This window comes from Streptomyces davaonensis JCM 4913, from assembly GCF_000349325.1.
Classification (GTDB): domain Bacteria; phylum Actinomycetota; class Actinomycetes; order Streptomycetales; family Streptomycetaceae; genus Streptomyces; species Streptomyces davaonensis.
On the sequence record NC_020504.1, the window covers coordinates 8,709,788 to 8,734,405 of the forward strand.

25 protein-coding genes and 1 pseudogene are annotated in these 24,618 nt (G+C 69.2%); 14 read left to right on the plus strand and 12 right to left on the minus strand.

Going from position 1 to position 24,618, the window contains the following annotated elements; translation table 11 throughout:
- Complete coding sequence (locus BN159_RS38495; protein ID WP_041820447.1) at positions 1 to 498, plus strand: hypothetical protein; 498 nt, start codon at positions 1 to 3, stop codon at positions 496 to 498.
- Between the two features lie 446 nt (positions 499 to 944).
- Here BN159_RS38495 and BN159_RS38500 read toward each other — a convergent pair whose 3' ends face one another.
- From BN159_RS38500 to BN159_RS38520, 5 genes are all read right to left on the minus strand, one after another.
- Positions 945 to 2,555, minus strand: a complete 1,611-nt coding sequence (locus tag BN159_RS38500; RefSeq protein WP_015662475.1) for an ATP-binding cassette domain-containing protein — start codon at positions 2,553 to 2,555, stop codon at positions 945 to 947.
- The gene (locus tag BN159_RS38505) at positions 2,548 to 3,513 is read right to left on the minus strand and encodes an ABC transporter permease (protein WP_015662476.1); all 966 of its coding nucleotides are present in this window, start codon (positions 3,511 to 3,513) and stop codon (positions 2,548 to 2,550) included. Before BN159_RS38505 ends, BN159_RS38500 begins: the two co-directional genes overlap by 8 nt.
- 2 nt (positions 3,514 to 3,515) lie before the next feature.
- Positions 3,516 to 4,541, minus strand: a complete 1,026-nt coding sequence (locus tag BN159_RS38510; RefSeq protein WP_015662477.1) for an ABC transporter permease — start codon at positions 4,539 to 4,541, stop codon at positions 3,516 to 3,518.
- Positions 4,538 to 6,169 carry an ABC transporter substrate-binding protein gene (locus BN159_RS38515; RefSeq protein ID WP_015662478.1) on the minus strand — a complete coding sequence of 544 codons (1,632 nt, stop codon included), beginning with the start codon at positions 6,167 to 6,169 and terminating at the stop codon, positions 4,538 to 4,540. The genes BN159_RS38510 and BN159_RS38515 overlap by 4 nt, the downstream gene beginning before the upstream one ends.
- 140 nt (positions 6,170 to 6,309) lie before the next feature.
- Positions 6,310 to 6,960: a hydrolase gene (locus BN159_RS38520; protein WP_015662479.1), complete on the minus strand. Its 651-nt coding sequence runs from the start codon at positions 6,958 to 6,960 to the stop codon at positions 6,310 to 6,312.
- 462 nt (positions 6,961 to 7,422) lie between these two features.
- Between BN159_RS38520 and BN159_RS38525 the strand changes: the two genes are divergently transcribed.
- The 4 genes from BN159_RS38525 (at position 7,423) to BN159_RS38540 (ending at position 10,787) form a co-directional block, all read left to right on the plus strand.
- A complete protein-coding gene (locus BN159_RS38525) occupies positions 7,423 to 8,226 on the plus strand; it encodes an alpha/beta hydrolase (protein ID WP_015662480.1) in 804 nt (267 codons plus the stop codon).
- 58 nt (positions 8,227 to 8,284) lie between these two features.
- Positions 8,285 to 9,022, plus strand: a complete 738-nt coding sequence (locus tag BN159_RS44430) for a nuclear transport factor 2 family protein (protein ID WP_015662481.1) — start codon at positions 8,285 to 8,287, stop codon at positions 9,020 to 9,022.
- A gap of 83 nt (positions 9,023 to 9,105) precedes the next feature.
- Positions 9,106 to 9,954, plus strand: a complete 849-nt coding sequence (locus BN159_RS38535) for an alpha/beta fold hydrolase (protein WP_015662482.1) — start codon at positions 9,106 to 9,108, stop codon at positions 9,952 to 9,954.
- Entirely contained in the window at positions 9,954 to 10,787 is an 834-nt protein-coding gene (locus BN159_RS38540; protein WP_015662483.1) for an alpha/beta fold hydrolase, read from the plus strand. The genes BN159_RS38535 and BN159_RS38540 overlap by 1 nt, the downstream gene beginning before the upstream one ends.
- 18 nt (positions 10,788 to 10,805) lie before the next feature.
- Here BN159_RS38540 and BN159_RS38545 read toward each other — a convergent pair whose 3' ends face one another.
- Complete coding sequence (locus BN159_RS38545) at positions 10,806 to 11,399, minus strand: TetR/AcrR family transcriptional regulator (protein WP_015662484.1); 594 nt, start codon at positions 11,397 to 11,399, stop codon at positions 10,806 to 10,808.
- A gap of 125 nt (positions 11,400 to 11,524) precedes the next feature.
- Between BN159_RS38545 and BN159_RS38550 the strand changes: the two genes are divergently transcribed.
- The 4 genes and pseudogenes from BN159_RS38550 (at position 11,525) to BN159_RS38570 (ending at position 14,851) form a co-directional block, all read left to right on the plus strand.
- Positions 11,525 to 12,304 (plus strand): 3-oxoacyl-ACP reductase family protein, encoded by a 780-nt coding sequence (locus tag BN159_RS38550; RefSeq protein WP_015662485.1) that lies wholly within the window; start codon positions 11,525 to 11,527, stop codon positions 12,302 to 12,304.
- 81 nt (positions 12,305 to 12,385) lie between these two features.
- Positions 12,386 to 13,000, plus strand: a pseudogene (locus BN159_RS38555) (NADPH-dependent F420 reductase); the annotation flags it as partial.
- 1 nt (position 13,001) lies between these two features.
- The gene (locus BN159_RS44435; RefSeq protein WP_015662487.1) at positions 13,002 to 13,907 is read left to right on the plus strand and encodes a nitroreductase/quinone reductase family protein; all 906 of its coding nucleotides are present in this window, start codon (positions 13,002 to 13,004) and stop codon (positions 13,905 to 13,907) included.
- Complete coding sequence (locus BN159_RS38570; protein ID WP_015662488.1) at positions 13,907 to 14,851, plus strand: NADP-dependent oxidoreductase; 945 nt, start codon at positions 13,907 to 13,909, stop codon at positions 14,849 to 14,851. Before BN159_RS44435 ends, BN159_RS38570 begins: the two co-directional genes overlap by 1 nt.
- Before the next feature lie 6 nt (positions 14,852 to 14,857).
- Here the strand turns inward: BN159_RS38570 and BN159_RS38575 are convergent, their stop codons facing one another.
- Positions 14,858 to 17,731 carry a helix-turn-helix transcriptional regulator gene (locus BN159_RS38575; protein WP_015662489.1) on the minus strand — a complete coding sequence of 958 codons (2,874 nt, stop codon included), beginning with the start codon at positions 17,729 to 17,731 and terminating at the stop codon, positions 14,858 to 14,860.
- Positions 17,732 to 18,105: 374 nt separating this feature from the next.
- Here BN159_RS38575 and BN159_RS38580 point away from each other — a divergent pair, with 374 nt between their 5' ends.
- Complete coding sequence (locus tag BN159_RS38580) at positions 18,106 to 18,630, plus strand: MFS transporter (RefSeq protein WP_193384304.1); 525 nt, start codon at positions 18,106 to 18,108, stop codon at positions 18,628 to 18,630.
- Positions 18,627 to 19,196 carry a class I SAM-dependent methyltransferase gene (locus BN159_RS38585; RefSeq protein ID WP_015662491.1) on the plus strand — a complete coding sequence of 190 codons (570 nt, stop codon included), beginning with the start codon at positions 18,627 to 18,629 and terminating at the stop codon, positions 19,194 to 19,196. The genes BN159_RS38580 and BN159_RS38585 overlap by 4 nt, the downstream gene beginning before the upstream one ends.
- Positions 19,197 to 19,499: 303 nt before the next feature.
- Here the strand turns inward: BN159_RS38585 and BN159_RS38590 are convergent, their stop codons facing one another.
- Complete coding sequence (locus BN159_RS38590) at positions 19,500 to 19,709, minus strand: hypothetical protein (RefSeq protein ID WP_015662492.1); 210 nt, start codon at positions 19,707 to 19,709, stop codon at positions 19,500 to 19,502.
- Positions 19,706 to 19,909: a hypothetical protein gene (locus BN159_RS38595; protein ID WP_015662493.1), complete on the minus strand. Its 204-nt coding sequence runs from the start codon at positions 19,907 to 19,909 to the stop codon at positions 19,706 to 19,708. The genes BN159_RS38590 and BN159_RS38595 overlap by 4 nt, the downstream gene beginning before the upstream one ends.
- Before the next feature lie 155 nt (positions 19,910 to 20,064).
- Here BN159_RS38595 and BN159_RS43065 point away from each other — a divergent pair, with 155 nt between their 5' ends.
- Entirely contained in the window at positions 20,065 to 21,060 is a 996-nt protein-coding gene (locus BN159_RS43065) for a DUF4365 domain-containing protein (protein ID WP_157901140.1), read from the plus strand.
- A 540-nt stretch (positions 21,061 to 21,600) separates the two neighbouring features.
- On the opposite strand, the gene BN159_RS38605 is transcribed toward BN159_RS43065, so the two are convergent.
- Positions 21,601 to 22,290 carry an HAD family hydrolase gene (locus BN159_RS38605; RefSeq protein ID WP_015662495.1) on the minus strand — a complete coding sequence of 230 codons (690 nt, stop codon included), beginning with the start codon at positions 22,288 to 22,290 and terminating at the stop codon, positions 21,601 to 21,603.
- 108 nt (positions 22,291 to 22,398) lie between these two features.
- Between BN159_RS38605 and BN159_RS38610 the strand changes: the two genes are divergently transcribed.
- Both BN159_RS38610 and BN159_RS38615 read left to right on the plus strand, forming a co-directional pair.
- Positions 22,399 to 23,148, plus strand: a complete 750-nt coding sequence (locus tag BN159_RS38610; protein ID WP_015662496.1) for a hypothetical protein — start codon at positions 22,399 to 22,401, stop codon at positions 23,146 to 23,148.
- A 15-nt stretch (positions 23,149 to 23,163) separates the two neighbouring features.
- On the plus strand, positions 23,164 to 23,634 hold the full coding sequence (locus BN159_RS38615) for an NUDIX hydrolase (RefSeq protein WP_015662497.1): 471 nt from the start codon (positions 23,164 to 23,166) through the stop codon (positions 23,632 to 23,634).
- Positions 23,635 to 23,647: 13 nt separating this feature from the next.
- Here BN159_RS38615 and BN159_RS38620 read toward each other — a convergent pair whose 3' ends face one another.
- Both BN159_RS38620 and BN159_RS38625 read right to left on the minus strand, forming a co-directional pair.
- Entirely contained in the window at positions 23,648 to 24,205 is a 558-nt protein-coding gene (locus BN159_RS38620) for an HD domain-containing protein (RefSeq protein ID WP_015662498.1), read from the minus strand.
- A 42-nt stretch (positions 24,206 to 24,247) separates the two neighbouring features.
- Positions 24,248 to 24,574, minus strand: a complete 327-nt coding sequence (locus tag BN159_RS38625) for a phytanoyl-CoA dioxygenase family protein (RefSeq protein ID WP_015662499.1) — start codon at positions 24,572 to 24,574, stop codon at positions 24,248 to 24,250.
- Positions 24,575 to 24,618 lie beyond the last annotated feature (44 nt).

A 24,618-nucleotide genomic window follows, 5' to 3' on the forward strand; every position in this document is an offset into this window, starting at 1 on the left:
GTGGCCCGCATCAGCGACGAGACCCGGCGGAACAACGAAACCGCCATTCGTCACGTTATGGACCGGCTCCTCGCCGGTGACGTTCCCTCGGGCGGCAAGTGCGACATCAAGACCCTCGCGACCCAGGCCGGGGTCGCCCGCACCGGCTTCTATCCCAAGAAGAACCGCGACGGCTCGCCGCGGCCGGGCCCTTACCAGCACCTGGCGGAGGAGTTCGAGCGGCGGCTGGCCGAGCTTCGGGAAACGGGCGTGATCCCGGACCCGCGGGCGGCACAGATCGAGCGGCTCAAGGAACAGGTCTCCGGGCTGAAGGAGCGTCTCGCCGCACGTGACGTGGAGATCGATGGGCTCACTGACTTCCGGGAGCGGGCTCTGTCGCAGATCGCCGCCCAGCGGATAGAGATCGAACGGCTTCGCGACGTCTTGGCCGAGCCATCGAATGTCCGCGCTCTGCCGAACAGTTCGCGAGCAAGTGCGCCGTACGGATCGTGTAGCTGACCGCCCGCTCCAGCACCGGTTTCATCCGGCACTCGCGCAGGTTGAGGTACTTCGGCACCTGCGAGAACGTTCATGTACAGGAGTGGGGCATCCGGTCGAAGACTGATGGGTGCCCCGCCATCCTGCGTTGAGATGGGAGCTCCTCGCCTGGCCGAGGACCTGCCGCCTCTGGGCCGTCCGAACGTCCCTTCTCCATCGGTCTGGTGACGCCGGGGCCCCTGTGACTCTGACTGCTACTTGGCGGGGCAGCGGGAACGAGACCAGGTCGTGGCTGGGCGGTGACTCGCAGTTGGCGGTTCTGTGGATCGGAAGTTGGCGAGGATGGGAGTGTCCCAGTCATTGACGCCAGCGCGGCACCTCCGGATCAGGGTGGCCTGAGAGATGCCGGGTCGGCCCTCATTCAACGGTCAAGCAGTACTGACCAGAGGGGACACCGTCCGTTCGTTTCACTGGTTGACGCCAGGCTCCTGTGGAGGCGGCACGTGAGGGGCCAGAGCCTGGGGTGTGGAGGCGGACTCGGCGAGCCTCCCGTGCTGCATGATGACGACACGGTTGGCGACCTGGTCGATCGCCGTGAGGTCGTGGCTGATGAATAGGGCCGCGAAGCCCAGCTCCTGCTGCAGTGTGGTGAAAAGGTCGAGCACTCGTGCCTGGACGGATAGGTCCAGGGCGGAGGTGGGCTCGTCCGCGATTACCAGTCGGGGGTTCAGCGCGAGTGCGCGGGCCAGACTCGCGCGTTGGCGTTGGCCGCCGCTGAGTTCGTGTGGATAGCGGTCCCTGTACGCCGACGGTAGGTGCACCGCGTCCAGGAGTGACTCGACCCGAGCCCGGATGGCTCGGGGCCCGAGGTGGCGTTGGTGGACGGTCAGCGGCTCGGCGACGCTGTCGCCGATGGTGAGCTGTGGGTTGAAGCTGGCTGCCGGGTCCTGGAAGACATAGCCGATGGGGTGCGTTCGGCGGTGCCGGCTGCGGCGGTCGGTCAGCGGTCGGCCGAATACGTATATTTCGCCAGCGGTGACGCGGGTCAGTCCGGCGATGGCCCGGCCGATGGTGGTCTTGCCGCTGCCGCTTGCGCCTACCAGGCCCAGGACTTCGTTCGGGCGGATGACGAAGGTGGCCCTGTCGACCGCGCGGAAGGATGGCCGTCCAAGTCGCCTGGGGTAGTCGACGACCAGTCGGTCGGCTCGTACGACGGGCTGCTCGGCGTCCGCTGCCGAGGTATGCGCGTGCCCTGTTCCGCGAGAGACGACGGCGGGTGTGGCGGTTGACGGACGGGGGGTGTGCGCATGACCGGGCAGCGGGTACAGGCTGCGGGCCGTGCTCTGCTCCACGACTTTCATGATTCGGCCTTCGCGCATCGTCGCCACGCGGTCGGCGATGTCGGCGACCGTCCTAGTGTTGTGGGTGATGAGCAGTAGGGCGGTGCCGAAGTCGGTGCGGCAGCTGTGCAACAGGGCCAGGATGTCGGCTTGGGCGGTGGTGTCCAGGGCTGTGGTCGGCTCGTCGGCCACGATGAGTTTGGCGCCTGTCGCCAGTGCCATGGCGATCAAGACGCGTTGCTTCTGGCCGCCGGAGAGCTCGTGCGGGTAGTGGTTCACCCGGGTGTCCGGGTCTGGGAGGCCGACCTTGGCGAGCCACTCGATGGCCCGGGCCCGGCGATCGATTTTGCTGCGGCCGTGTCCGTGGGCTCGTAGTGCTTCGGCGAGCTGCCAGCCGATGGTGAAGACCGGGTTGAGGGTGGTGGATGGTTCCGGGAAGACCATGGCGGCCAGTGGGCCGCGCAGGGCGCGCAACCGGGCGGGAGACGCGGTCAGTACGTCCTCGGCAGGGTCGGTGGTGCCGTCGCCGAGCAGCACTAGGCCGCGGGTGGCCGCGGTGGTGGGCAGGAGCCCGAGGACGGACTTGGCAGTCACGGTCTTGCCGCTGCCGCTCTCGCCGACCAGCGCGAGCACTTCCCCGGGCGCGATGGAGAGGCTCACTCCGTGTACGGCGGTGACGGGCCCGGTGTCGGTGGCAAAGGTGACGTGCAGGTCCTCGATGCGCAGCAGGTCAGGCATGGCTGGCGCCTTCCTCGTGTAGGGGCGCCGGGCCGCGCTGGCGTAGCCGTGGGTCGGCCAGGTCGGTGAGGCCCTCGCCGAGCAGGGTCGTGCCGAGGACGGTGAGCATGATGGCCAGGCCGGGTGGCAGCGCGGTCCACCAGATGCCCGCGGTGACGTCCGCGACTGACCGGCCCAGGTCATAGCCCCACTCGGCGGCGGAGTTGGGCTCGATGCCCATGCCGAGGAAGCCGAGGCCGGCCAGGGTGAGGAGGGCGTCGGAGGCGTTGAGGGTGAGGAGCAGCGGGAGGGTGCGCACGGAGTTGCGCAGCACGTGGCGGACCATGATGCGCCGCGTGCTGGTGCCGATGACCTGGGCCGCTTCCACGTAGGGCTCCGTCTTCACTCGGATTGCTTCGGACCGTACGACCCGGAAGTACTGTGGTACGAAGGCCACGGCAACGGCACAGGCCGTCGCGCCCAGGCCACCGGCGAGGCTGGACTGGCCGCCGCTCATCGCGAGCGACATGACGATGGCGAGCAACAGGGGCGGGAACGCGTACAACGCGTCGGCCACCCCTACCAGCAGTCGGTCCAGTCGGCCGCCGAGATAGCCGGAGACCAGGCCCAGAACGGTTCCCGGGACCGCCGACAGCAGTAGCGTGATGGTGATGATCTCGATGGCGGTCCGGGTGCCCCAGATCGTGCGTGAGAGCACGTCGTACCCGGTTACAGTGGTGCCCAAGGGGTGATCGCCGCCGCGGGGCTGGTGGGCACCGAACAACTCGGCGCCGTCCTGCAGTTGGGCGTAGCCGTACGGTGCCAGCAGGGGCGCTGCGAGGGCGGTGAGCAGGACCAGCCCGGTCAGCGCAGCCCCGATGAGCAGCATGGCCCGCTGTACGCCGGTCCCCGCGCGCAGCCGGGCGCGCACTCGGCCCGGCGGCAGGGCCCGAGGAGGGTCGGGGATACGGTCGGCCATGCTCAGTACCTCACCCGGGGATCGACCAGCGCCACGGCGACGTCGACGAGGAAGTTCGTCACCGCGACGACGACGGCCGCCAGGGCCACGATTCCTTGCACAGCCGGGAAGTCACGAGCCGTCAGGTAGTGGACGAGCCGGTGGCCGAGGCCCTGCCACTCGAAGGTGGTTTCGATCAGGACGGCTCCGCCGAGCAGCGCGGCGACCTGAAGCCCAAGAGCGGTGACGACCGGGGCCAGCGCGGGCCGGGCGGCGTGCAACGTGACCAGCCGGAATGGCGTCACCCCGCGTGATCGGGCGGCCTCGACGTAGTCGGCGTGCAGGGTGCCGATGAAGTTCGTGCGCACCAACCGCAGCAGCACGCCCGCCAGTACCAGTCCCAGCGCGAGGGCGGGCAGTACCGCGTGCCTCAGCACGTCGGCCACGGCCGTGCGGTTGCCGCTGCGCAGGGCATCGACCAGGTAGAGGCCGGTGGTGTCGGTCTGGTCGTGGAGGAACAGCTGGACGTTGGGGCTCGCCCGGCCGGAGGCGGGCAGCCAGCCGAGCCAGACGGCGAAGACGAGTTTGAGCAGCAGGCCGAGGAAGAAGACGGGCACAGCATAGGTGAGGATCGCGAACAGCCGCAGCGCCACGTCCGGTGCGCGATCCCGGTACCAGGCGGCGACCATGCCTAGCGGTACGCCGACGACCAGGGCCACGGCGAGGGCGTAGGCGGCGAGTTCGGCGGTGGCTGCTCCGTGCGTGCTCAACACCTGTGTGACCGGCTGGTTGTCGGTGGCGGTGCGGCCGAAGTCGCCGGTCGCCAGGGCCCGCAGATAGTCCGCGTACTGGGTGAGCAGCGGCCGGTCGTAGCCCGCCTCGTGGAGTTTGTCCTGCAGCTGGGCGGGGGTGAGCCGGCTGCCGAAGGCGGCGGTGACTGGGTCTCCGGTCGCGCGCATGAGGAAGAAGACCAGGCTGACCAGGATCAGCACGGTGGGGATGACGAGCAGGAACCGGGTGGCCAGGTAGCGGGCGAGAGCGTGGCTCACTTCTTCGCGAGCTCCGCCCAGCGGAACTGGTACGTCGCGTCCAGTTCGGCCGGTACGCCGCTGAGGCTGGTGCGGGTGACGATCGGTGTGGAGCCTTGAAGCAGCGGGATCAGCGGGGCCGACGCGGCGGCCTTGTCCTGTACCTGCTTGAGCAGGGCCGTCCGCTTGGCGGAGTCCGTCTCGGTCTGTTCCTGGGCGATCAGGTCCCGTACAGCGGGGTCGCGGTACTGGCCGGCGCCGGCGTAGAACGGGGACAGGTAGTTGTCGGCGTCGAGGTAGTCGGCGTGCCAGCCGAGTTGGTACAGCGGGTAGCGGCCGGCGACGAGGTCCTTGTTGTACCGGGTCCACTCGGTGGACTGCAGTTTCACCGTGAACAGGCCGGTTGCTTCGAGCTGGGTCTTGATCAGGGTGTACTCGTCCGCCGAGGACGTGCCGTAGTGGTCGGTGTTGTACTGCAGGTTGAGGGTGACCGGGGTGCTCACCTTCGCGGCCTTGAGGCGGGCGGCGGCCGCAGCCTTGTCGGGGCCGCCCTTCTTGTCTCCGTACAGCGACTTGAAGGAGGGGGCGGCGCCGGGGAGGCCGTCCGGCACCGAGGTGTAGAGCGGGCGGTAGCTGTTCTTGTAGACCTGCTGGGCGAGTTGGGCCCGGTCTATGGAGTCGGCGACGGCCTGCCGGACGGCCAGGGCCTTCACCTCGTCGGGGTTCTTGGTGCCGCTGCCGTAGGGCTGGGTCTTGAGGCCGAAGACGAGGTAGCGGACGTCATTGCCGGAGCCGGTGTGGACCTGGATGCCTTTCTTGGTCGACAGGTCGTTCAGGTCGGCCGTGCCGAGGGTGCGGTGGACGGCGTCGAGGGCGCCCTGCTGGATGTCCAGCTTCATGTTGGCGGCGTCGGTGTAGTACTTGAGCCGGACGCTCTTGGTCTTCGGGGTGCCGAGCGGCCCCTGGTAGGCGGTGTTGGTCGTGAAGGCGATCAGCGAATTTTTGTCGTAGGTGGCGATGCCGTACGGGCCGTTCCAGGGCTTGCCGGCCACGACGGCCCGGTCGTCGAGAAGCTTGTCCGCCGGGAAGACCTGCTCGTCGACGATGAAGGCTGCAGTCGTCGACAGCACCTGCGGGAACAGGGTGTCGCCGGCCGACTTGAGGGTGAAGACCACGGTCGTGGGCGTCGGCGCGGCGACGGAGGAGAGGTTGTACAGCAGCGGGGACGGGCCGCCCGGGTCGGCGATCCTCAGCATCCGGTCGAAGCTGAACTTCACGTCAGACGCCGTCAGTTGGTGTCCATTGGCGAACGTCAGCCCCGGCTTCAGGGTGACCGTGTACTCCTTGGCCCCGGTCGGCTCGATCCCGGACGCGAGGTCCGGCGTCACCTCGGACGAGCCGTTTTTGGCACTGAGTAGGGTTGCGTAGATCTCGCTCGCGACGGCGCCGGAGCCCGCGTTCCAGGCGCCCGCCGGGTCGAGGCTCGTGACCTGATCGGTCGTACCGATGGTGATCACGGCACCGTCGGATTGCCGACCGTCCGAGGTCTTGGTGCTGGTGCAGCCGAGGGCGGCCAGCAGCAGGGCGGTGCCGAGGGAGAGCGTGCCGACGCCGGACGGGATCGGTCTTATGCCTATGCGGAATGGCATGGAGGCTTTCTACTTCCAAATCAGTCGGTGCACACGGGAGTTCCGCTGTAAGACTGCCGCAGATCGACTGCCGAGGCAGCGCGGACGGGCCGCGCCGGGGGCCGTCGCTCACGGCAGCCGTGAGCGACGGCTCTGTGGCGTCACGTCTTGTCGAGGCCCAGTAGCTGGAACTCCCAGGCGAGGCTGGTGCCGACTCCGCCGCCATGGGCGAACAGGATCTCGGCGAAGCCGGGCACGGTCGCCTCGCGCGCCCAGTCCCGCTGCCACTCTCCGGCGACGGCCATCCAGGTCAGCGGTACGACCCCGGCCTGGACCATCCGCTGAACGGCGCGTTCGTGGGCCTCGGGACTCACACCTCCGCACGCGTCGGTGACCGCGAAGACCTTGTAGCCGTCGGCGAGGGCGTGGACGGCGGGGAAGGTGACGCAGATCTCCGTCCACAGGCCGGCGATGAGCAGGTTCCTGCGGCCGGTGACACGGACGGCATCCACGACCCGCTGGTCCTCCCAGCTGTTGACCGTGGTGCGCTCGATGGGCTCCTGATCGGGTAAGACCTCCTGGATCTGCGGGATCAGGCGGCCGCCGCGGTCGGCCACCACGGTGGTGAGAATCGTCGGCACGCCGAACAGCTTGGCGGCCTTCGTCAGACCGGCTGCCGCGTTGACTACGGCTCCGGGCTCGTGGCTGTGCAGCCCGGCGAACTGCGAGCCTTGGTGGTCGATCATCAGCAGGACGCTGTCCTGGGGGGTGATCAGGGCCTGTAAGCCGGTGTAGGGGGCGGCAGCGGTCATGTCGCTCTCTCCGTTTCGCAGGTGGCCCTCAGGTGCGGGCCGACGTCACCCTCACCCTTGCCCGCCCGGCGGATTGGCGGCGTCAGTCAGATGACTGGTTCTGCACGGCCGGCATCACGGTGGGGACGCGGCTGGAGTGAGGGCGAGTGGCTCAATCCAGGCAGGGCCGGGGGTGCTTGCGGCCTCGACGGCACTCCCCAAGGTCGGGGCCGCGAAGGGGGTGTGCCGTCCGGCGTTCACGGTCTGACCAGGCCAGAGTCCGCGCCGAACGTAGCCCTTGGGGCATGGCTGTACGGGAGAACCAGTCACGTGACAGACGCGTGCCGGCCGCTGCCCGCAGCACGCTGTGGGGACCCGTTCCGAGCGGCGGGCCCGGGCCAACCGGTCTCTGACGCCGCGCGGGGCGATGACTCTGGTCCCCCGGGGAGGATTCCCGGTTCTGATGATGAGGAGGGCCCGGCAATGACCCCCAGGTCTGTGCCCGTGGTGCTGATCCACGGTCTGTGGATCCACCCGGCGAGTTGGCAAAGCTGGATCGAGCTGTTGGAGGAGGCCGGCTACGACCCGATCGCGCCGGGCTGGCCCGGCGTCGGCGAGACGCCGGAGGAGACGCGGGCGCATCCGGCGGCCACGGCTGGCTATGGGATCACGGACATCGCCGACCATTACGCCCGGATCATCGCCGACCTGCCGGTGAAGCCAATGGTGATCGGGCACTCGTTCGGCGGTCTCATCGCCCAGAACCTCCTGGGCCGCGAGCTGGTCGCGGCGGCGGTCGCCATCGACCCCGCCCCGATCAGGGGTGTGAAGCCGGTGCCGGTGTCGACGCTGCGGTCGACGTTCGTGGGGCTGGGCAACCCGGGCAACCGCTCCAAGGCCGTGTCACTGAACGCCCAGCAGTTTCGGTACGCGTTCGGCAACGCCCTGCCCGCCGACGAGTCGGACGACCTCTACGCCCGCTGGGCCATCCCCGGTCCGGCCCGCCCGCTGTTCGAGGCGGCGTTCGCCAACTTCAGCCCCTCCTCGCCCGCGCGGGTCGCCACCCACAACAACGCCCGGGGCCCGCTGCTGCTGATCTCCGGGGGCAAGGACCACATCGTGCCGCCCTCGGTCGTCCGGTCCGCAGCCAAGCAGTACCGCCGTTCCTCGGCCGTGACCGAGGTGAGCGCGTTCCCCGACCGCGGGCACTCCCTGACCCTCGACCACGGGTGGCGCGAGGTCGCCGAGGCCGCCGTGGCCTGGCTCGACAAGAACCGGCCCGCCTGACCAACCCCCGGCACGCGGACTCCTACACCGCTACGGAACAGAACGAGGAGATGAAGACGTGCCTGCAGCCAGTACCAGTCTGCCGACGGCACCGGCGGTGATCGGGCATCGTTTCCTGGCCGTCCTGGACACCCTGCGCGTGGAACTTCACTTCGAGGCGGCCGACCGGCTGACCTTCACCGTCACCGACGGCGGCGGCATCGGCATCGGCGAGACCGGCCACACCGAGACCGTCGACACGCACATGGTGCAGATCCGGCCCGGCCTCTTCCTCAACTCCTGGCGAGAGACCAGCGGCGCTGTCATCAACCACGTCGAGGACTTCACAAGCGGCGCCCTGCACTCCAACATCGCCCTGCCCGACGGCACCCTCATCCGCTTGAGCGGCACCCTCACGTCTCTGGGCGAGTTGCCCCTCCCGCTCCCGGGCACCCCGGAGGCCAACAAGCAGACCGTACTGACGGCCATGCACGAACTGTTCGAACAGGGCGACCTCACCGCGCTGGACCGCTACTGGGCCGAACCCTACGTCCAGCACAATCCCAACCTGCCGAACGGTCTGGACGCCCTGCGTACGACGGTGCCGACCTTGAAGAACTTCAGCTGGACGCCCCACCGGATCGTCGCCACCGATGACCTCGTCATCGCCCACAGCCGTGTCCTCGGCTGGGACAGCGAGCCCGTGATCGTCGCTGACATCTTCCGTCTGGACGGCGGACGCATCGTCGAACACTGGGACGTCATCCAGCCCGAGACGCCCGCCGGGCAGTCCGTCAACGGCAACCCCATGGTCTGACCCACCCACAGCGCCCCGGCCTGTGCTCCTGCGTCCCAACTGCCCTGATTTCCTGCTGCTCTTGCCCTTCGGAGGCTCCTTCCATGACGTCTTCCTCTCCCTCGCGCCGTTCGGCGCTGGCGTTCGCGGCCGCGGTGACGGCCGGCACCGTGACGGCCCTCACCCCGCTGGCCCAGGCTGCGGCCGAGACCCGGTCCGGCTCGGGCGGCACGAGACCGACCGTCGTGCTGGTTCACGGCGCGTGGGCGGACGCGGCCGGCTGGAGCACGGCGGTAGGTCACCTGCAGGAAGCCGGGTACCCGGTGATCGCCCCCGCCGTCCCGCTGAGAGGGCTCTCCTCGGACGCCGCCTACCTCGCCAAGCTGCTGGAGGTCACGCCGGGCCCGCTGGTGCTGGTTGGCCACTCCTACGGCGGCGCCGTCATCACCCAGGCCGCCGCCGGCAACGACCGCGTGCAGGCCCTGGTGTACGTGGCGGCCTTCATCCCCGACGCCGGAGAGAGCGCAGCCGCGCTGGCGGCGAAGTTCCCCGGCTCGCACCTGAGCGACGACCCGGCCGCCCCGATCCCGACCGCCCTTCAGCCGGTGCCCTACGACGGCGGCATCGACCTGTACCTCAAGGCCGCCAAGTTCCGCGACGTCTTCCTCAGCAATCGGCTGTCGACGCAGCGGGCCGCAGTACTCGCGGCCACCCAGCGTCCGGCGAGCACGATCGCGCTGGGCGAGCCGACGCAGGCCGCGGCCTGGAAGACGGTGCCGTCCTACGCGCTCGTCGCCCGCGCGGACCGCACCATCCCGCCGGCCGCAGAACGCTTCATGGCCCAGCGTGCCGGTGCGCACACCGTGGAGGCCGACGCCCCGCACGCCGTCCACCTCACCCACCCCGAGACCGTCGTCCGGCTCATCCGCCGTGCAGTGAAGGAGACCAGCTGATGCCGTACATCACCGTTGGCGAGGAAAACAGCGCACCCATCGAGCTGTACTACGAGGACCACGGCAGCGGTCAGCCGGTCGTCCTGATCCACGGCTACCCGCTGGACGGCCACTCCTGGGAGAAGCAGCTGCCCGCGCTGCTGGGCGCCGGGCACCGGGTCATCACCTACGACCGCCGCGGCTTTGGCCGCTCCTCCCAGCCCGCCACCGGCTACGACTACGACACCTTCGCCTCCGACCTCGACCTGCTGCTGACCACCCTTGACCTCACCGACGCCGTACTGGTCGGCTTCTCCATGGGCACCGGCGAGGTCGGCCGCTACCTGGGCACCTACGGCTCGCGGCGGATCGCCAAGGCCGTCTTCCTGGCCTCTTTGGAGCCGTTCCTGCTCAAGACCGACGACAACCCCACGGGCGTCGACCAAGAAGTCTTCGACGGCATCCTGGAGGCGGTCACCACCGACCGCTACGCCTACTTCACCGGCTTCTTCCAGGCGTTCTACAACCTCGACGTCACGCTCGGCGAGCGGATCAGCAACGAGGCGGTCAGCGCGAGCTGGTCGGTGGCGGCCGGCTCGTCGGCCGTCGCGTCGGTGGCGTGCGTGCCGACCTGGCTGACCGACTTCCGTGCCGACGTGGCCCGTATCGACGTCCCCGCGCTGATCGTGCACGGCACCGCCGACCGGATCCTGCCCGTCGACGCGACCGGCCGTCCCTTCCACGCGCTGCTGCCGTCGGCGGAGTACGTGGAGATCGAGGGCGCGCCGCACGGGCTGCTGTGGACCCACGCGGCGGAGGTCAACGCGGCGCTGCTGGCCTTCCTCGCCAAGTAGCAGCCCATGTGGCAGGGGTCAGTCGGCGGGCCAGGCGGCGAGGGCCTGGTCGGCGACGCGGTGCAGGTCCTCGCGGCTGGCGCCGCCGGTGGCCTGCACCGAGATGCCCTGGCCCACCGCGGTCAGGTAGCGGGCCAGACCATCGGCGTCGGCCGATTCCGGCAGGTCCCCCTCGCGCTGCGCGCGCTCGAACCGCTCGCGCAGGGCTGCGACGCCGGACTCACGGCGGGCGGCGAGATCGGCGCGGGCCGGATCGCCCTCGGGCCCGCACGCGAGGGCGGACTGCACCAGCAGACAGCCGCGCGGGCAGCCGGGGGTGGTGTAGGCATCCGCGCAGCCGTGCAGCATCGTCTCGGCGACCTGGCGGGCTGTCGGCTGGGTGAGGGCTTCGGCGACGAACGCGCCCGGGCCTTCGAGGTAGCGGTCGACGGCCTTGCGGAACAGTTCCTCCTTGTTGCCGTAGGCGGCGTAGATGCTGCGCCGGTTGATGCCCATGGTCTCGGTCAGCTCGTTCAGCGAGGCGCCCTCGTAGCCCTCGGCCCAGAACAGACGCATCGCCTTGTCGAGGGCCACGTCGGCGTCGAAGGAGCGGGGCCGTCCTGTCCTGGCCATCTGAGCCTCCCGAAAAGAAGTCCGCTGCCGCGGAATGGATCCGTCGTGGCCCGTGTTGCAGCCACCACGACATAGTAACCGAACGGTTCGGAATTACGGATGTCGCTGAGACGGAGAACAACACCATGACCACGCAGACCGTGGACCACGCCGCAACAACCTCGGACAAGCCGCTCACCGGGAAGGCCGCGCTGGTGACCGGCGGATCACGCGGTATTGGCGCCGCGATCGTGCGCCGGCTCGCCTCCGACGGCGCCGCCGTCGCCTTCACCTACTCCAGCGCCAAGGACCAGGCGGAGGCCCTGGCCGAGGAAATCGGCGTGGCTGGCGGGCGTGCGCTCGCGATCCAGGCCGACAGCGCGGACGAGGAGGCCGTACGCGCCGCGATCACCAAGACGGTCCAGCACCTGGGAGCCCTGGACATCCTTGTGAACAACGCGGGCGTCGCCCACGTCGCCCCGATCGAGGACTTCCCGCTGACCGAGTTCGACCGCATGATCGCGGTCAATGTCCGTGGCGTCTTCACCGCGATCCAGGCCGCCGCAGCGCACCTTGGCCAGGGCGGGCGGATCATCACCATCGGCAGCATCAACGCCGACCGCATCCCGGTGCCGGGCATCGGCGTCTACTCCCTGACCAAGGCCGCCGTGGCCGGTCTCACCCGGGGCCTAGCCCGCGAGCTCGGCCCGCGCGGCATCACCGTCAACACCGTGCAGCCCGGCCCCACCGAGACCGACATGAACCCCGACTCGGGCCCGTTCGCCGAGTCCATGAAGCAGCTGATGCCGGTCGGCCACTACGCCCAGCCCGCCGACATCGCCAGCGCCGTCGCCTACCTCGCCCGCCCCGAAGCCCGGTTCATCACCGGCACCAGCTGGGACGTCGACGGCGGCTTCGCCGTCTGACCACGACCGGAAGCAGCCGGGCGGGGCCTCCCCCGACCCCGCCCGGCCCGCCGCCCGTCCACCACACCCCCTTCAGTACAGGAGCCCGCCATGCCCATCGGAATCATCGGCGCCGGAGCCATCGGAACCGCCCTAGGCGAACGCCTCGTCGCCGCCGGAGAGCAGGTCCTCATCAGCAACAGCCGCGGACCCGACTCCCTGCAACACCTCGTCGCCGCGGCGGGCCCCGGCCTGACCGCTACCACCGTCAAGGAAGCCGCGGCCGAGGACATCGTCGTCCTCGCCGTCCCCTGGCGGCGGCTGAAGGACGCGGTCGCCGCCACCGGTCTCGACGACTGGAGCGGCCGCATTGTCATCGACACCACCAACCCGCTCGGCCCGCCCGACTTCAAGGTCGCCGACCTCGGCGGCCGCACCTCCAGCGAGGTCGTCGCCGATCTCGTCCCCGGCGCGAAGCTGGTCAAGGCGTTCAACACTCTGCCGCCGCACGTCCTGGGCGCGAACCCCCGTACCCCAGCCGGACGCCGGGTGATCTTCCTGTCCGGCGACGACGCCGGCGCCAACGACCGCATCACGCGCCTGATCGAGCGCGCCGGCTGGGCCGCCGTAGACCTCGGCCGCCTAGCCACCGGCGGCCGCCTCCAGCAATTCCCAGGCGGCCCCCTGCCCACCCTCAGCCTGCTAAAGGAGAACTGACGTGACGGGACGTTTCTGGTTCCTGGGCGGTACCGTCGACGTGAAACTCGCAGGCCACGCCACTGAGGGCCGGGCGGCGCAGCTGGAGTTCCACGACGCGGAGCATCAGTCGCCCCCGTTGCACGTGCACACGCATGAGGACGAACTCTGGGCCGTCCTCGACGGCGAGATCACCTTCTTCGTCGGCGATGAGCAGTACGACCTGAGCGCGGGCGAGGTCGCCTTCGGGCCGCGCGGCGTCCCGCACAGCTACGTGGTGCGCAGCCCCACCTCCCGCATGCTCGTCACCTTCGCCCCGGCCGGGATCGAGGAGTGGTTCACCCGCAACGGCACCCCGGTCGCCACGGCCGCCGAACTGCCTCCGCCCTTCGACCTCGATGCCGCCATCACCACCGCGGGCGAATACGGCCTGAAGGTGGTCGGCCCGCCCCCGGTCCGCACCCCCAGGGCCAGCGACGCCGTCCCCAGCGGCACCGCCGCCCCCGAGGAGCTGCGCGCCTGGAACCTGGGAATCCAGGCGGAGTTCCGGGCGAACGGCGGCCAGGTCGGCGGCGTCTTCAAAGGCGCCGACATGGCTTTGCTGACCACCACCGGCGCCAAGTCGGGCAAGGACACCACCACCCCCATCACCTACTTCCGCGACGGGGAGCGAATTCTGCTCATCGCCTCCAACTTCGGGCGTGCCAAGCACCCGGCCTGGTTCCACAACGTGCGCGCCAACCCCCTCGCCACCCTGGAGATCGGCACCGAGACCCTCACCGCCCGCGCCACCATCACCGAAGGCGACGAACGCCACCGGCTGTTCACCCAGGTCGTGGCGCAGCAGCCGGGCTACGCCGAGTACCAAAAGCACATCGACCGGGTGATCCCGGTGGTCGCGTTCGAGGTTGTGGAGAGGCGATCCTGATGGGAAAGGCGGTGCGGTTCAGCCGGTACGGCGGGCCGGACGTGCTGGACGTCGTCGAGGTCGACGAACCCGTACCCGGGCGCGGGGAAGTGGTGGTGGCCGTCGAGACGGCTGCGATAAACCCCGGTGAAATCGGCATCCGCGAGGGCGTCTTCGCCGATCTGTGGCCCGCCCAGTTCCCCGAGGGGCAGGGAAACGACTACGCCGGCGTCATCCACGCGGTCGGCGCCGAGGTGAACGGGTTCCGGCCGGGAGATCAGGTGATGGGCTTCGCACCGCGCGCCGCGCAGGCGGAGTTCGTCCGCACGAAGCCGGAGCGGCTGGCCCGCAAACCCCCCGAACTGGACTGGGCACCGGCCGCGGTCATCCCCGGCGTCGGCGCCACGGCGTACGCGGAAGTCGAAGCACTCGACCTGTCGCAGACCGAGACCCTGGTCGTGTCCGCCGGTGCCGGAGGCGTCGGCTCGATCGCCGTCCAACTCGCCCGCCGCCGCGGCGCAACCGTCCTGGCCACCGGGAGCCGGAACAGTTTCGACTTCCTCACGTCACTCGGCGCCGTCCCCGTCGAGTACGGCGACGGGCTCGCCGACCGCATCCGCGCAGCAACCTCGAAGCCCGTGACCGCCTACCTCGACCACATCGGCCGGGGCAACGTGGCCGCGGCTCTCACCCTGGGCGTAGCACCGTCCCGGATCAACACTCTCGCCGACGGGGCGGCCGTCACCCGCCACGGTGTCCGCGCCGTCGGACAGGCCGAGGCCGACTTCCCCAGCGTCTGGGAGTACTTGGCGCGGCTGGCGGCGACGGGCGAGATCGCCTTCCCGATCAACGCGGTCTATGCGCTGGAGGACGTCCGCGTGGCCTACACCAGGCTCGCCGAGCGGCATACCCACGGAAAGATCGTCCTGGCGGTGGGCAAGATGGTGCGGCCCACCGCTCCCTGACCCTTCTCAATCGGCGGAGTCCGGCGGCAGCACGTCGCGCAGCTGTCCCCGGGCCGTGATCCCCAGCTTGGGAAAGATCCGGTACAGGTGGAAACCGACCGTGCGCGGGGACAGGAAGACCCGTTCACCGATCTCCCGGTTGGTGAGCCCCTCGGCCGCCAGCCGGGCAATCTGCAGCTGCTGGGGAGTGAGCTCCGCGAGCACCGCGTCACGGGCCGACTGGGGCGTCGTGGCCACACCCGACGCCCGCAGTTCGGCCAGGGCACGGTCGGCCCACGGCCGCGCCCCGAGCCGCTCGAACACCTCCCCGGCCGCCGCAAGCAGCGGCCGGGCCTCGATGGACCGCCGCCTGCGCCGCAGCCATTCGGCATAGTCGAGCCGGGCCTGGGCCCGCTCGAAGGGCCACTGATCGCCCGCCGGATCGGCAAGCGCCGCACGAAAATGCGCCTCCGCGTCGTCCGGGCGGGCCGGATCGGCGAGCAGGGCCGATGCCCGGTGCCAGATCGTCTCCAGGCGTGGCGAGCGTTCCCCGCCGGCCGCCCACCGCCGAACCGACTCCAGGACAGCCCGGGCGTCTTCGATCTGCCCGGCGCGTACGGCCGCCGCGGCCAGGTCGGCGAGATAGTGCAGGGAAGCGTGGTAGTGAACCGGCTCGGGACTCCGCCCTGGGGTGAAGGTGGCGCGCAGGTGCCGGTACGCGGCGCCGAAGTCACCGTCGGCGAGTCCGGCCGCGCCCAGCGCGTAGTTCATCCGCACCTGCAAGGACAGACATGTCGTCAGATCCACGCCCTCGACGGCCCGCCGGACGGCGACCCGCACCGCGTTACCCTCGCCGCGCAGGGCCGCCAGCGTGGCGCCCAGCACAGGAGCCGCCGCGACCACGTTCTCCAACCCGGCCTCGGCAGCGGTGCGGTACGCCTCGTCCACGGTGGCCAGCGCCTCGGTCCAGGCTCCGCTCTCGTACTGGGCATAGGCCAGGGCCTGGGCGACGGTGGCGTTCGCGCCGGCGGTGGGCGAGCGGCGCAGGTGGTCGAGAGCGGCCGACAGCAGTCGCACGGCCGTACTCGTCTCGTCCAGAACCCAGGCCGCGGCCCCCGCGTTCACCAGACGCGACAGCTGCAGATCGCGCGCCAGCCCGTCCTCCGGGCACGGCACCGGACCGCCCCAGATTCCGTCGAGCTCGCGGCGGACCCGGGCACGCTGTCCCTGGGGATCGCAGCCGGCCAGGATCCACATACGGTCCGTCTCGTCCCGCTGCGGGGAGACCAGCGAGGCGATGCGCAGCACCTCGTCGCGATGCGCACGCTCGCCCGAGTTGTAGGCGGGGGTCGTAGCGGTGGCCAGTGCGTCGAGTGCCAGAACCGGGTTCTTCTCGGTACTGGCCTGCGCGACGGGCAGCAGGAAGCCGAGTGAGTCCGCGAAGCGCGTGGTCACCGCCAGCGCCCAGCCCGCTCTGAGCGATGCCTCCGCGAGCAGGGCCGGATCGTCGGTCGCCGTCAGCGCCCGGGCGCAGATGTCACCCACCCAATGGGGATGGCCCGCATACATGGCCATGGCCGCCGCCCGGACCAGGCGCACGGCCTGCTGCCCCGGCTCGGGGCTGAGCTGGGCGGCGCGTTCCAGCGCGGTGGCGGCGGCCGCGTATCCGCCGCGGCGCTGGGCCCGCTCGGCACTGGCCTCCAGCTCTTGGGCGACGGGCTCGTCCACACCGGTCGCGGCCGCCGCGTGGTGCCAGGCACGGCGATCGGGATCCCCCGCCAGCACCTGCGCGAGCGCCTGGTGGGCGGCCCGGCGCTCACCGGAGGAGGCAGCCTGGTACACGGCCGACCGGACCAGTGGGTGCCGGAAGCGGATCTGCCCGTCAGTGATGCGCACGAGTCCTGCGCGTTCCGCCGCACCCCAGTCGTCGGCAGTCGCGGAGAGCGCGGCGGCCGCCTCCTCGACCGTGGACAGCTCGGCGGTTCCGGCCGCCGCGGCCACCAGCAGCAGGCTTTTCGTGGCTTCGGGAAGCACGGGCAGGTCGAGGGCGAAGATCGCTTCCAGCCGGTCGGTCAGGGGGAGGGACTGCTCCCCACTGCGCCGGGCGGACTCCGGGTCGCGGGCGGCGGCCCGGCACAGTTCGACGAGGGCCAGCGGATTGCCCGCTGCGAGTTCGAGAATGCGCGAGCGGACCCGGCCGATCGGTGCCTGCGGCTGCAGATCGAGCAACGCTCCGGAGGCCGCACGGTCGAGGGGCTCGACCGCCAGCCGTGCCATCTCGCGCAGGAACTGCGGGGGCAGCCTCTCGTCCCGCGCGGCGGCCAGGACTGCAACGGGCTCCCCCTCCAACCGCCGCGCGACGAAGGCCAGCACGTCCAGCGTGCCAACATCCAGCCAATGTGCATCGTCGACGACGATCAGCAGCGGTTGCTCGGCCGCGGCTTCGGAGAACAGGCTCAGGACGCCGAGCGCGGCGACCAGCGGATCCTGCGGTAGTTCGGCACCACCCGGCGAAGCCGAGGCGTCGTACGCCACGTCAAGACCGAATGTCCCCAACAAGGCGGCCCGTTGACGTACCGGGAGCAACGAGGCAAGCGTCAGGATCGGGCGCAGCAGCTGATGCAGCCCGGCATAGGACAGTCCGGACTCGCCCTCGCTGCCGCGACAGCGCAGCACACGGACGCCCGCCCCTGCCGCGTGTTCGGCGGCCGAATCGAGCAGAAGGCTCTTGCCCAACCCGGGCGCACCCGTCACGAGAAGGGCTTGCGGCCCTTCCGCGTCCAGGGCGCCGCCACGGGCACGCCGTACGAGGCGTGTCAGCTTGCGCCACTCCTGCTCCCTACCGATGAGACGGCGAACCTCGCCGTCACGCGCCGCACCGGCTTCCCCCTCGTGCTCCACCTGCTGCCGTCGTCCTTCCGTATCCGAGATGATCAGGTATATGCCCCTGGCTCACAGTAAGCGGCAGCAGGCGGCTACGAAGCCCAAACGGCCTGTACACGGGCAGGCTTGGGTGCGGAAGCTCCTGTGGTGTCCGGGGTCGGTTACATACGGCAGGCCGCTCCGGTAGACAGCAGTGAGTCCATCCGCTCGGGCGCCTTCCGCCCGTAGAGTCTTCTCTGGCCCCCGAGTTCGGCGAGACGTGATGTCCGCCACTGGCAGCAGCTGGGAAAGGGACACTATGGCATGCCGTAACGCGACACGCACCAGAAGCTCAGCCCTGGTGTAAAGCGACACGACCTGCGGGGGACACAGTCTTTGCCGAAACAAACCTGTTGCGCGAACTGCACTGGAGCCCGACCGCCCTCGGGATCGTCATGGGCGCCGGCGGAGTCGGCGGCATCCTCGGAGCCCTCGCCTGGCAGCCCCTGGAACGACGCTTGGGCCCAGGCAAGGTGATGCTCGGGGCGCTCGCCCTCAACCCACTCGCCCAGATTCCCCTGGTCCTCGCTGGCCCTGGGCTCGGCGGGCAGCTCGCCATCGGCACCGGCATGGTCATCCAAACCGGAGCCGCGGTGTGCCACGGCGGCCTCCAGCGCGCCGTCCGCCAGGAACTCGCCCCCGACCATCTCCAAGGACGGGCCCAGGCCACCGGAGCCTGGCTCGCCTTCAGCCTGCGCCCGTTTGCCGCGCTCGCCGCCGGCGCGCTCGGCACCCTGCTCGGGCTGCGCCCCACGCTCACGCTCATCACCACGGCCCTGGTCATTCCGTTCCTCCTGCTGTGGAACTCGCCCGTCCGCACACTCGGCACAGCCGCTCCCGTTTCCCTGAACGCCACCGAGGAGCCCGCAAACCCGTGACGATCAACAACCCGGCCGAATACTGGAACCCGCTGTGGCAATCCGGGCGCCGCTACCGCAGCCTCGGCCCCGAGGAGCGACAGTTGACCGGCCGGTTCCTCGGCGTCGCCCACGGTCGGCCTGCGCTCGACGTCGGCTCCGGCGATGGAACGCTCGCCCGGTATCTCCACGCTGACCTGGGATATCGCACTACGGCGATCGACTGTTCCTCGGCTGCTCTAGAGATCGCGCAGGCCGAGCAGACCACCTCGGACGGCCCGGTCTTTCGGCACCTCGACATCGAGACGGGGGACATCAGCGCGCTGCCGAACGCCGGCTACGCCGTCGTCACCTGCCGCCTGGTATTCGCCTTCATCAAGGACAAAGCCGCCTTCCTCGACCGCATCAGACGCTTCCTGCCACCCGGTGGGACGTTCTGGGTGGTTACTCCGCTGGCTGAACGCCTCCCGGAGGAGCGGAAGTCGATCGGGATCACGCCCCAGGAAGCAGAACTGCTGACCGCGCCCTGGTCATCGGCCCGAAGCGAAGACCTAGACGTGCTGCGCTGTTACGCCCTGCGCCCCTGACCCGGCACGATCCACGGCTTCGCGCCCTGGCCACCGTGACTCCAGCCTGGCGGGTCCGGTTCACGATGCCGGCGTTGTAGGCGACCGCCGACTTCGCGAGGGGTGGCAGCCTCCGCCCAGGCGCGGACCGGAACGCGCGCCCCGTTGCGGTAGATGACGTGCGTGAGTCTGTGGTCGGCGGCAAGCCGGTCGGCGAGGTTCTTCGCGGCCTGCCTCGCGGTCATGTTGCCTGCGGCCAGCAGGGGCACCTCCCGGCGCGCTGAGGAGTACCGCGTCGTTGAGGTCGTCCCCGGCCGCCCCAAGTCAGGCGAGGGCCGAGCGCCGGACGGCCGCGCGCTCCTTGGGGGCGGCTTGCGCTTCTCGCGCCTCGGCGGCCCTCAGCTTCTCCTCGGCGGCCTGCTCCCGGCGTTCGACCTCGGACAGGGCGGCCTGCTCGGCTTCGCGCTTGGTGGTGATGAACTCGGTCAGGGCCTCGGAGGTGTCGAAGCCGAGATCGCCGAGCAGCTTCTTCACGGCGTGCGTCCGCCATGCGTCTTCTCGCGGGCCAGCAGCCGCGACAGGTCCTCCTGCGTGACCGTGCCGCCGGCCGCGCCGCCGTCGCCTTCGGGCTTGTTGGAGTCGTCCTCGGGAGACGCACCGATCGGGTAGATCGGCCGCCCGTCACGGCGGTGCCCGACCGGTTCGAGCGGGTTGGGGAGTGAGGGGCGCGTCATGCGTGAACCATCCACAGGTCTGCAGCGCCCCCGCGCCATTGGTCAGTGTAGCGAGCGCGAACATCTGTCCAGCTCAGCCCTCACGTATCCCGCCGAGGCAAGATCACTGTCAGTGCCATCCCGTATCCTGACGGTCGTCGATCGAAGGGGGACCAGTGTCAACTGTGCGCTCTAGCCGCCGCATTGAGAGGGCAGGCGTCAATGCTCTTCGCGCACTCCTTGAGGAAAACGACCACATCGTTCAGGAGATCGATGGAGGTAACGATCACGGCGAGGACATGATCGTGAACTTCACGCGCGGCGGGAAGCGGACAGGCTGCTGGATCGCCATCCAGGTAAAGAGCGGCAAGACATACAAGCGCGCAAACGGGTACGCAATCCCCATCGAAGATCACTTCGATGATTGGCGCCAGAGTCGAATCCCGATCATTGGAGTCGTCTATGACATGAAGAAAAGGGAGCTCTTCTGGGTCAATCTGACCGAAAAGCTCAAGGCTACTGACCAGCACCCCGGCTGGGTGCAAATACCGAATACGTCACTGCTGTCGGAAGAGACAGTCCATCAGTTCCACACGGATGTCGCAACCTATGTCGGGGACACTAGGATGCAGATTCGCGCGGCAACTCAAGAAGATGCGCTAACCGAAGCGGTCCGCGCCAGGCAGGGACTGGACCCCCTGACAGCACCCAACCCCCTGTTCGAAGGCTTGGCCAGCTTCACCCTCCGCCACGAGGAGCGCCTTGACGTCATCGCAAAAGACGTACGCCGCGCTATCCCACTACTGATCTTGGCCACGATTATGATGTGGGAGTGGCCTCGCCAAATCCGCTTCGCCGAGGGATCTGCGGCCGCAAGTCCGGTCCTATGGGTACTCAACCTCTACGCCTTTATGTTTTTCATGGCGCTGACCATGTACTTTGAATTCCGAGCGGGCCGCTTCCCTAAAGAGACCTGGAGATGGCTTTCAGTCATCGCTAGCAATTTTCTTTGGATTCCATTCGTAGATCCCGATGGGGATCGCGGCTGGTGGGGCACGACCTGGATCATAGCCGGGAGCCTCACACCTGTAATCGGAATGGGCCTCTTGTTTATCGCTTTCATTCATTTCGCTCGCGACCGAATGAAACTTCGACATACGCAAGACGGTTAGAGAGCGCCAAGTCCCGTCAGTTATCGTTCACCTCCGAGGATTCGGTTACAAAGCTACTCGACGAGATCCTCGGCAGCTCCGGTCCAGCTTTTGGGAGGCCGAGGTATTCAGGCGCAGCGGCGTTGTCTCTGGTTGCGTCCGCGAAGCGGGCGGCGGGCCTCGAAGGCGCGGGCCTGGATGCGCTCGATCTCCGCTTATCCGTCGTCGATCGGGTTCCGGCATCGATTAGCATGCGGATGCCGGTATCCACCGACAGGACGCTTGCTCCGACGCCCTTGACCACTTCGTCCAGGACAGCGGCGCGGTCGGTCGGGGTGAGCGGTCCCCACATGAAGCGAGCGGGCAGGGACTCGCCCGCAGGCCACCCCTCAGACTGTCCGGCCTGGTGGAGGCGTTGCACCACGCGCAGCAGGGCGGCGTACTTGTGGGTGCGGGCAGGCGCATGGCGGCGACCAGCGAGTCCAGCGGGCCGAGTGCGAGTTGAAGGGCGTAGCCGGACGGCAGAGCGGTCGGGTGGCGCACGACGGCGGGCGGGCAGGCTTAAGCTGGTGCTGCTCGCAGACGGGCCAACAAGCCCTCCGTATCCGTTAGATCTGGAAGAACGACGTCGGCGCCAGCGGCGCGGAGTTCCGCCACCGAGTGGATACCGGAAGCGACAGCAATACAGCGCGCCTCGGCTGCATGTGCAGCACGCACATCGCGAGGCGTGTCTCCGATCAGCACGGTCGGCGTCGTCATCGCGAGGCCATGGGCGGCGTGAACCCGGGCACGGGCAGAGTCGACGAGACGGGCGCGGTCCTCACTGTCCTCGCCGTACCCGCCCACCGACATGTCGAGCAGGGCGTCGAGACCGAAAGCCCCCAGCTTGACGCGCGCATTCGCGGCGATGTTGCCGGTGAGCACCGAGGAACAGATCTCGCTGTCCGCCGCGAGCACCTTCAACGCCTCCTGGACCCCGGGCAGAACCCTTCCCCGCCGCCGTAGATCTTCCTCGCGGCCCCGCCCGGCTTCCTCCAGGGCCCGCTGCGCCGATTCCCATCCGGGGACCTGCAGACCGTGCTGTACGAACATGTCACGCATGATCGCCCGGTCTGTGCGCCCTTCCGTTGGCGCAGGCAGCTCGGCATCCCGCCCCGCGAGGGCCTTGAAGGCACTGGCGTAGATCTCTTTGCTCACGCCGGCGTTGTCTACGAGGGTGTGGTCCACGTCCCAGAGCACAATGAGCTGCACGCGCCCAGAGTATGCAGCGCGAACTGCCTGTTAGTAGTGCCCTCTTGGGACGTCCTGGTGTCCCACAAGATCTTGCCGCGTCCCGCGACGTCCTGCGAGGATGCGAACGTGAACGAGCGGCTGCGTACAGTGATGATCCAGCGGAAGGTGTCCCCGGAGGACCTCGCGGCTGCGTGCGAAGTCGATCCCAAGACGGTAGAGCGCTGGATCAGCCTGGGCCGGCGGCCCCACCGCAAGCACCGCTGGGCGGCGTCGCAGGCCCTCGGGGTGGACGAGTCGTATCTGTGGCCGCCGGAGGAGGACGACACCCAGGGCCAGCCGACGGAGCAGGCGGAGCTCGTCGCCGCCTTTCCAAACCGCGCGAGCTTCCCACAGAAGTCCTGGGTCCGCCTCCTGCAGTCCGCGCAGGAACACATCGACGTCCTGGTGTTCAGCGGAACGTTCTTCGCCCAGACCAATCCGCGCGTGGCCGCGATGCTCGCCGAGCGCGCCGACGCCGGCGTTCAGGTCCGCCTCTGTTTCGGCGACCCGGCGGGCAAGGCGGTCGCCATCCGGGACGAAGAAGAAGGCATCGGCGGCACCCTCTCAGCAAAGATCAGGGCCTCCCTCACCTACTACCGCAAGCTGACCGGCACACCAGGGTGCGAGGTACGCCTCCACGACACCACCCTCTACAACAGCCTCTTCCGCTACGACGACGTGCTCCTGGTCAACCCCCATGTCTGGGGCCAGCCTGCCAGCGCCAACCCGCTGTTCGAGCTGCGACGCCTGGAGGAAGACGGCTGGTTCGACCACTACGCCGCCGGCTTCGACGCCGTCTGGGAGACTGCGAAGCCCTGGTCACCCGAGTCCATGTGAGGAGCACGGCCCGCAATGGGACGTACGGAGTACTGGTACGACAAGAACGCACCCAAGCCGAACACGTTGATCCCGGCGTGCAACATGCTCGTTGTCCAGGAGACGGACGGGTCGATCCTCCTGCAGCGCCGACGCGACACGGGTCAGTGGGCGCTCCCCGGCGGAGCCATGGATATTGGGGAATCTCCGTCCCAGTGCGCGGTCCGGGAGTGCAAGGAGGAGACCGGAATCGACGCCGTCGCCACCGGCCTTCTCGGCGTCTACTCGCCCCCGGAGCACGTGGTCGCCTACACCGACGGCGAGATCCGGCAGGCATACGAGGTGACCGTGATCGGGCGACCTGTCGGCGGCGAACCGACCGTCAACGACGAAGCAGACGGCGTGCGCTGGGTCCTGCCGGGGGACCTGGACTCCTACGACATCCATCCCTCGATGCGCCGGCAGATCGCCCACTACCTCGACGGGACGTACCCTCACGTCGACTGAGCGCCAGGCTCCCTCACTGCCCTGCCAAGATCAGCCGGGCTTCGACCCTGTATACAGCAGCTCGGAGTTCCTCATCGGCTTGACGGATGAATCGGCCGACGATGCTGTCGTGGTCGTACCGAGTGAGGATCTCCGCCAGCCGGGCGTCCACTGAGGTCGGGGTGCCGTCCGGGGTGGTCGTCATGTCGCAGTACACCAGGGCATCCACCAGCCCGGCGTCGTCGAGGACCGGGAACTCGGCCTCCAACTCGCCCCGCAGCCCACGCTCTTCCGCCTCCAGCAACGCGCACGAGTGATTGGCGACCAGCCGTACCAGGCGCTCGTCCGCAGCCGAACGGTCGCGCAGGTAGCGGGCCCCGTCCAGCGGGTGGAACCCTGTCGTGGCCAGCGATGGTGCGTACCCGATGTCGTGCAGCATCGCCGCGGCCCACAGGAGTTCCGCATCCTTGCCCATGATCCCTGTCAGGGACTGCGCCTTTTCGGCGACGCCCTGAGAGTGCGCCCAGCGCCGGGGCAAGGGCTCGGAGAGAAGGGACTCGGCCAGGTCGCGAGCCCAGTCGGTGAGGTCCATGCTCGGCAGACTATGACGCCAGGCACGGCAAGAGAGCGCTGATCAGCAGGACGTCCCAGGACGTCTCGCAGGCGCCCTGCTCGCGAAAATCGGGTCTTCGACGTCGAGATCCGACCTCAGCAGCTGGGCGGCGAGCTCCCCGATACCGGTTTCCCGGTAGAAGTCGAGCAACGGATGGCCCTCCGCGGCGAAGCGGGGCCACAGGAAATACGGTCCGACGTGATCGTCGGCGAACGGGCGCTGCTCCAGCAGCGCAGTGACGATCTCGCGTCCTGCGGCGATCTGCTCGCCGCTGAGCACGCCGGGAATCACCACAAACCCCTGTTGGCGGAACGCGGTCCGTGTCTCGCTGGTGATCACTGTCGCCATACTGGTCAGTGCAGCAGGCAGCGTCTTTCCTCAGCAACTCAATT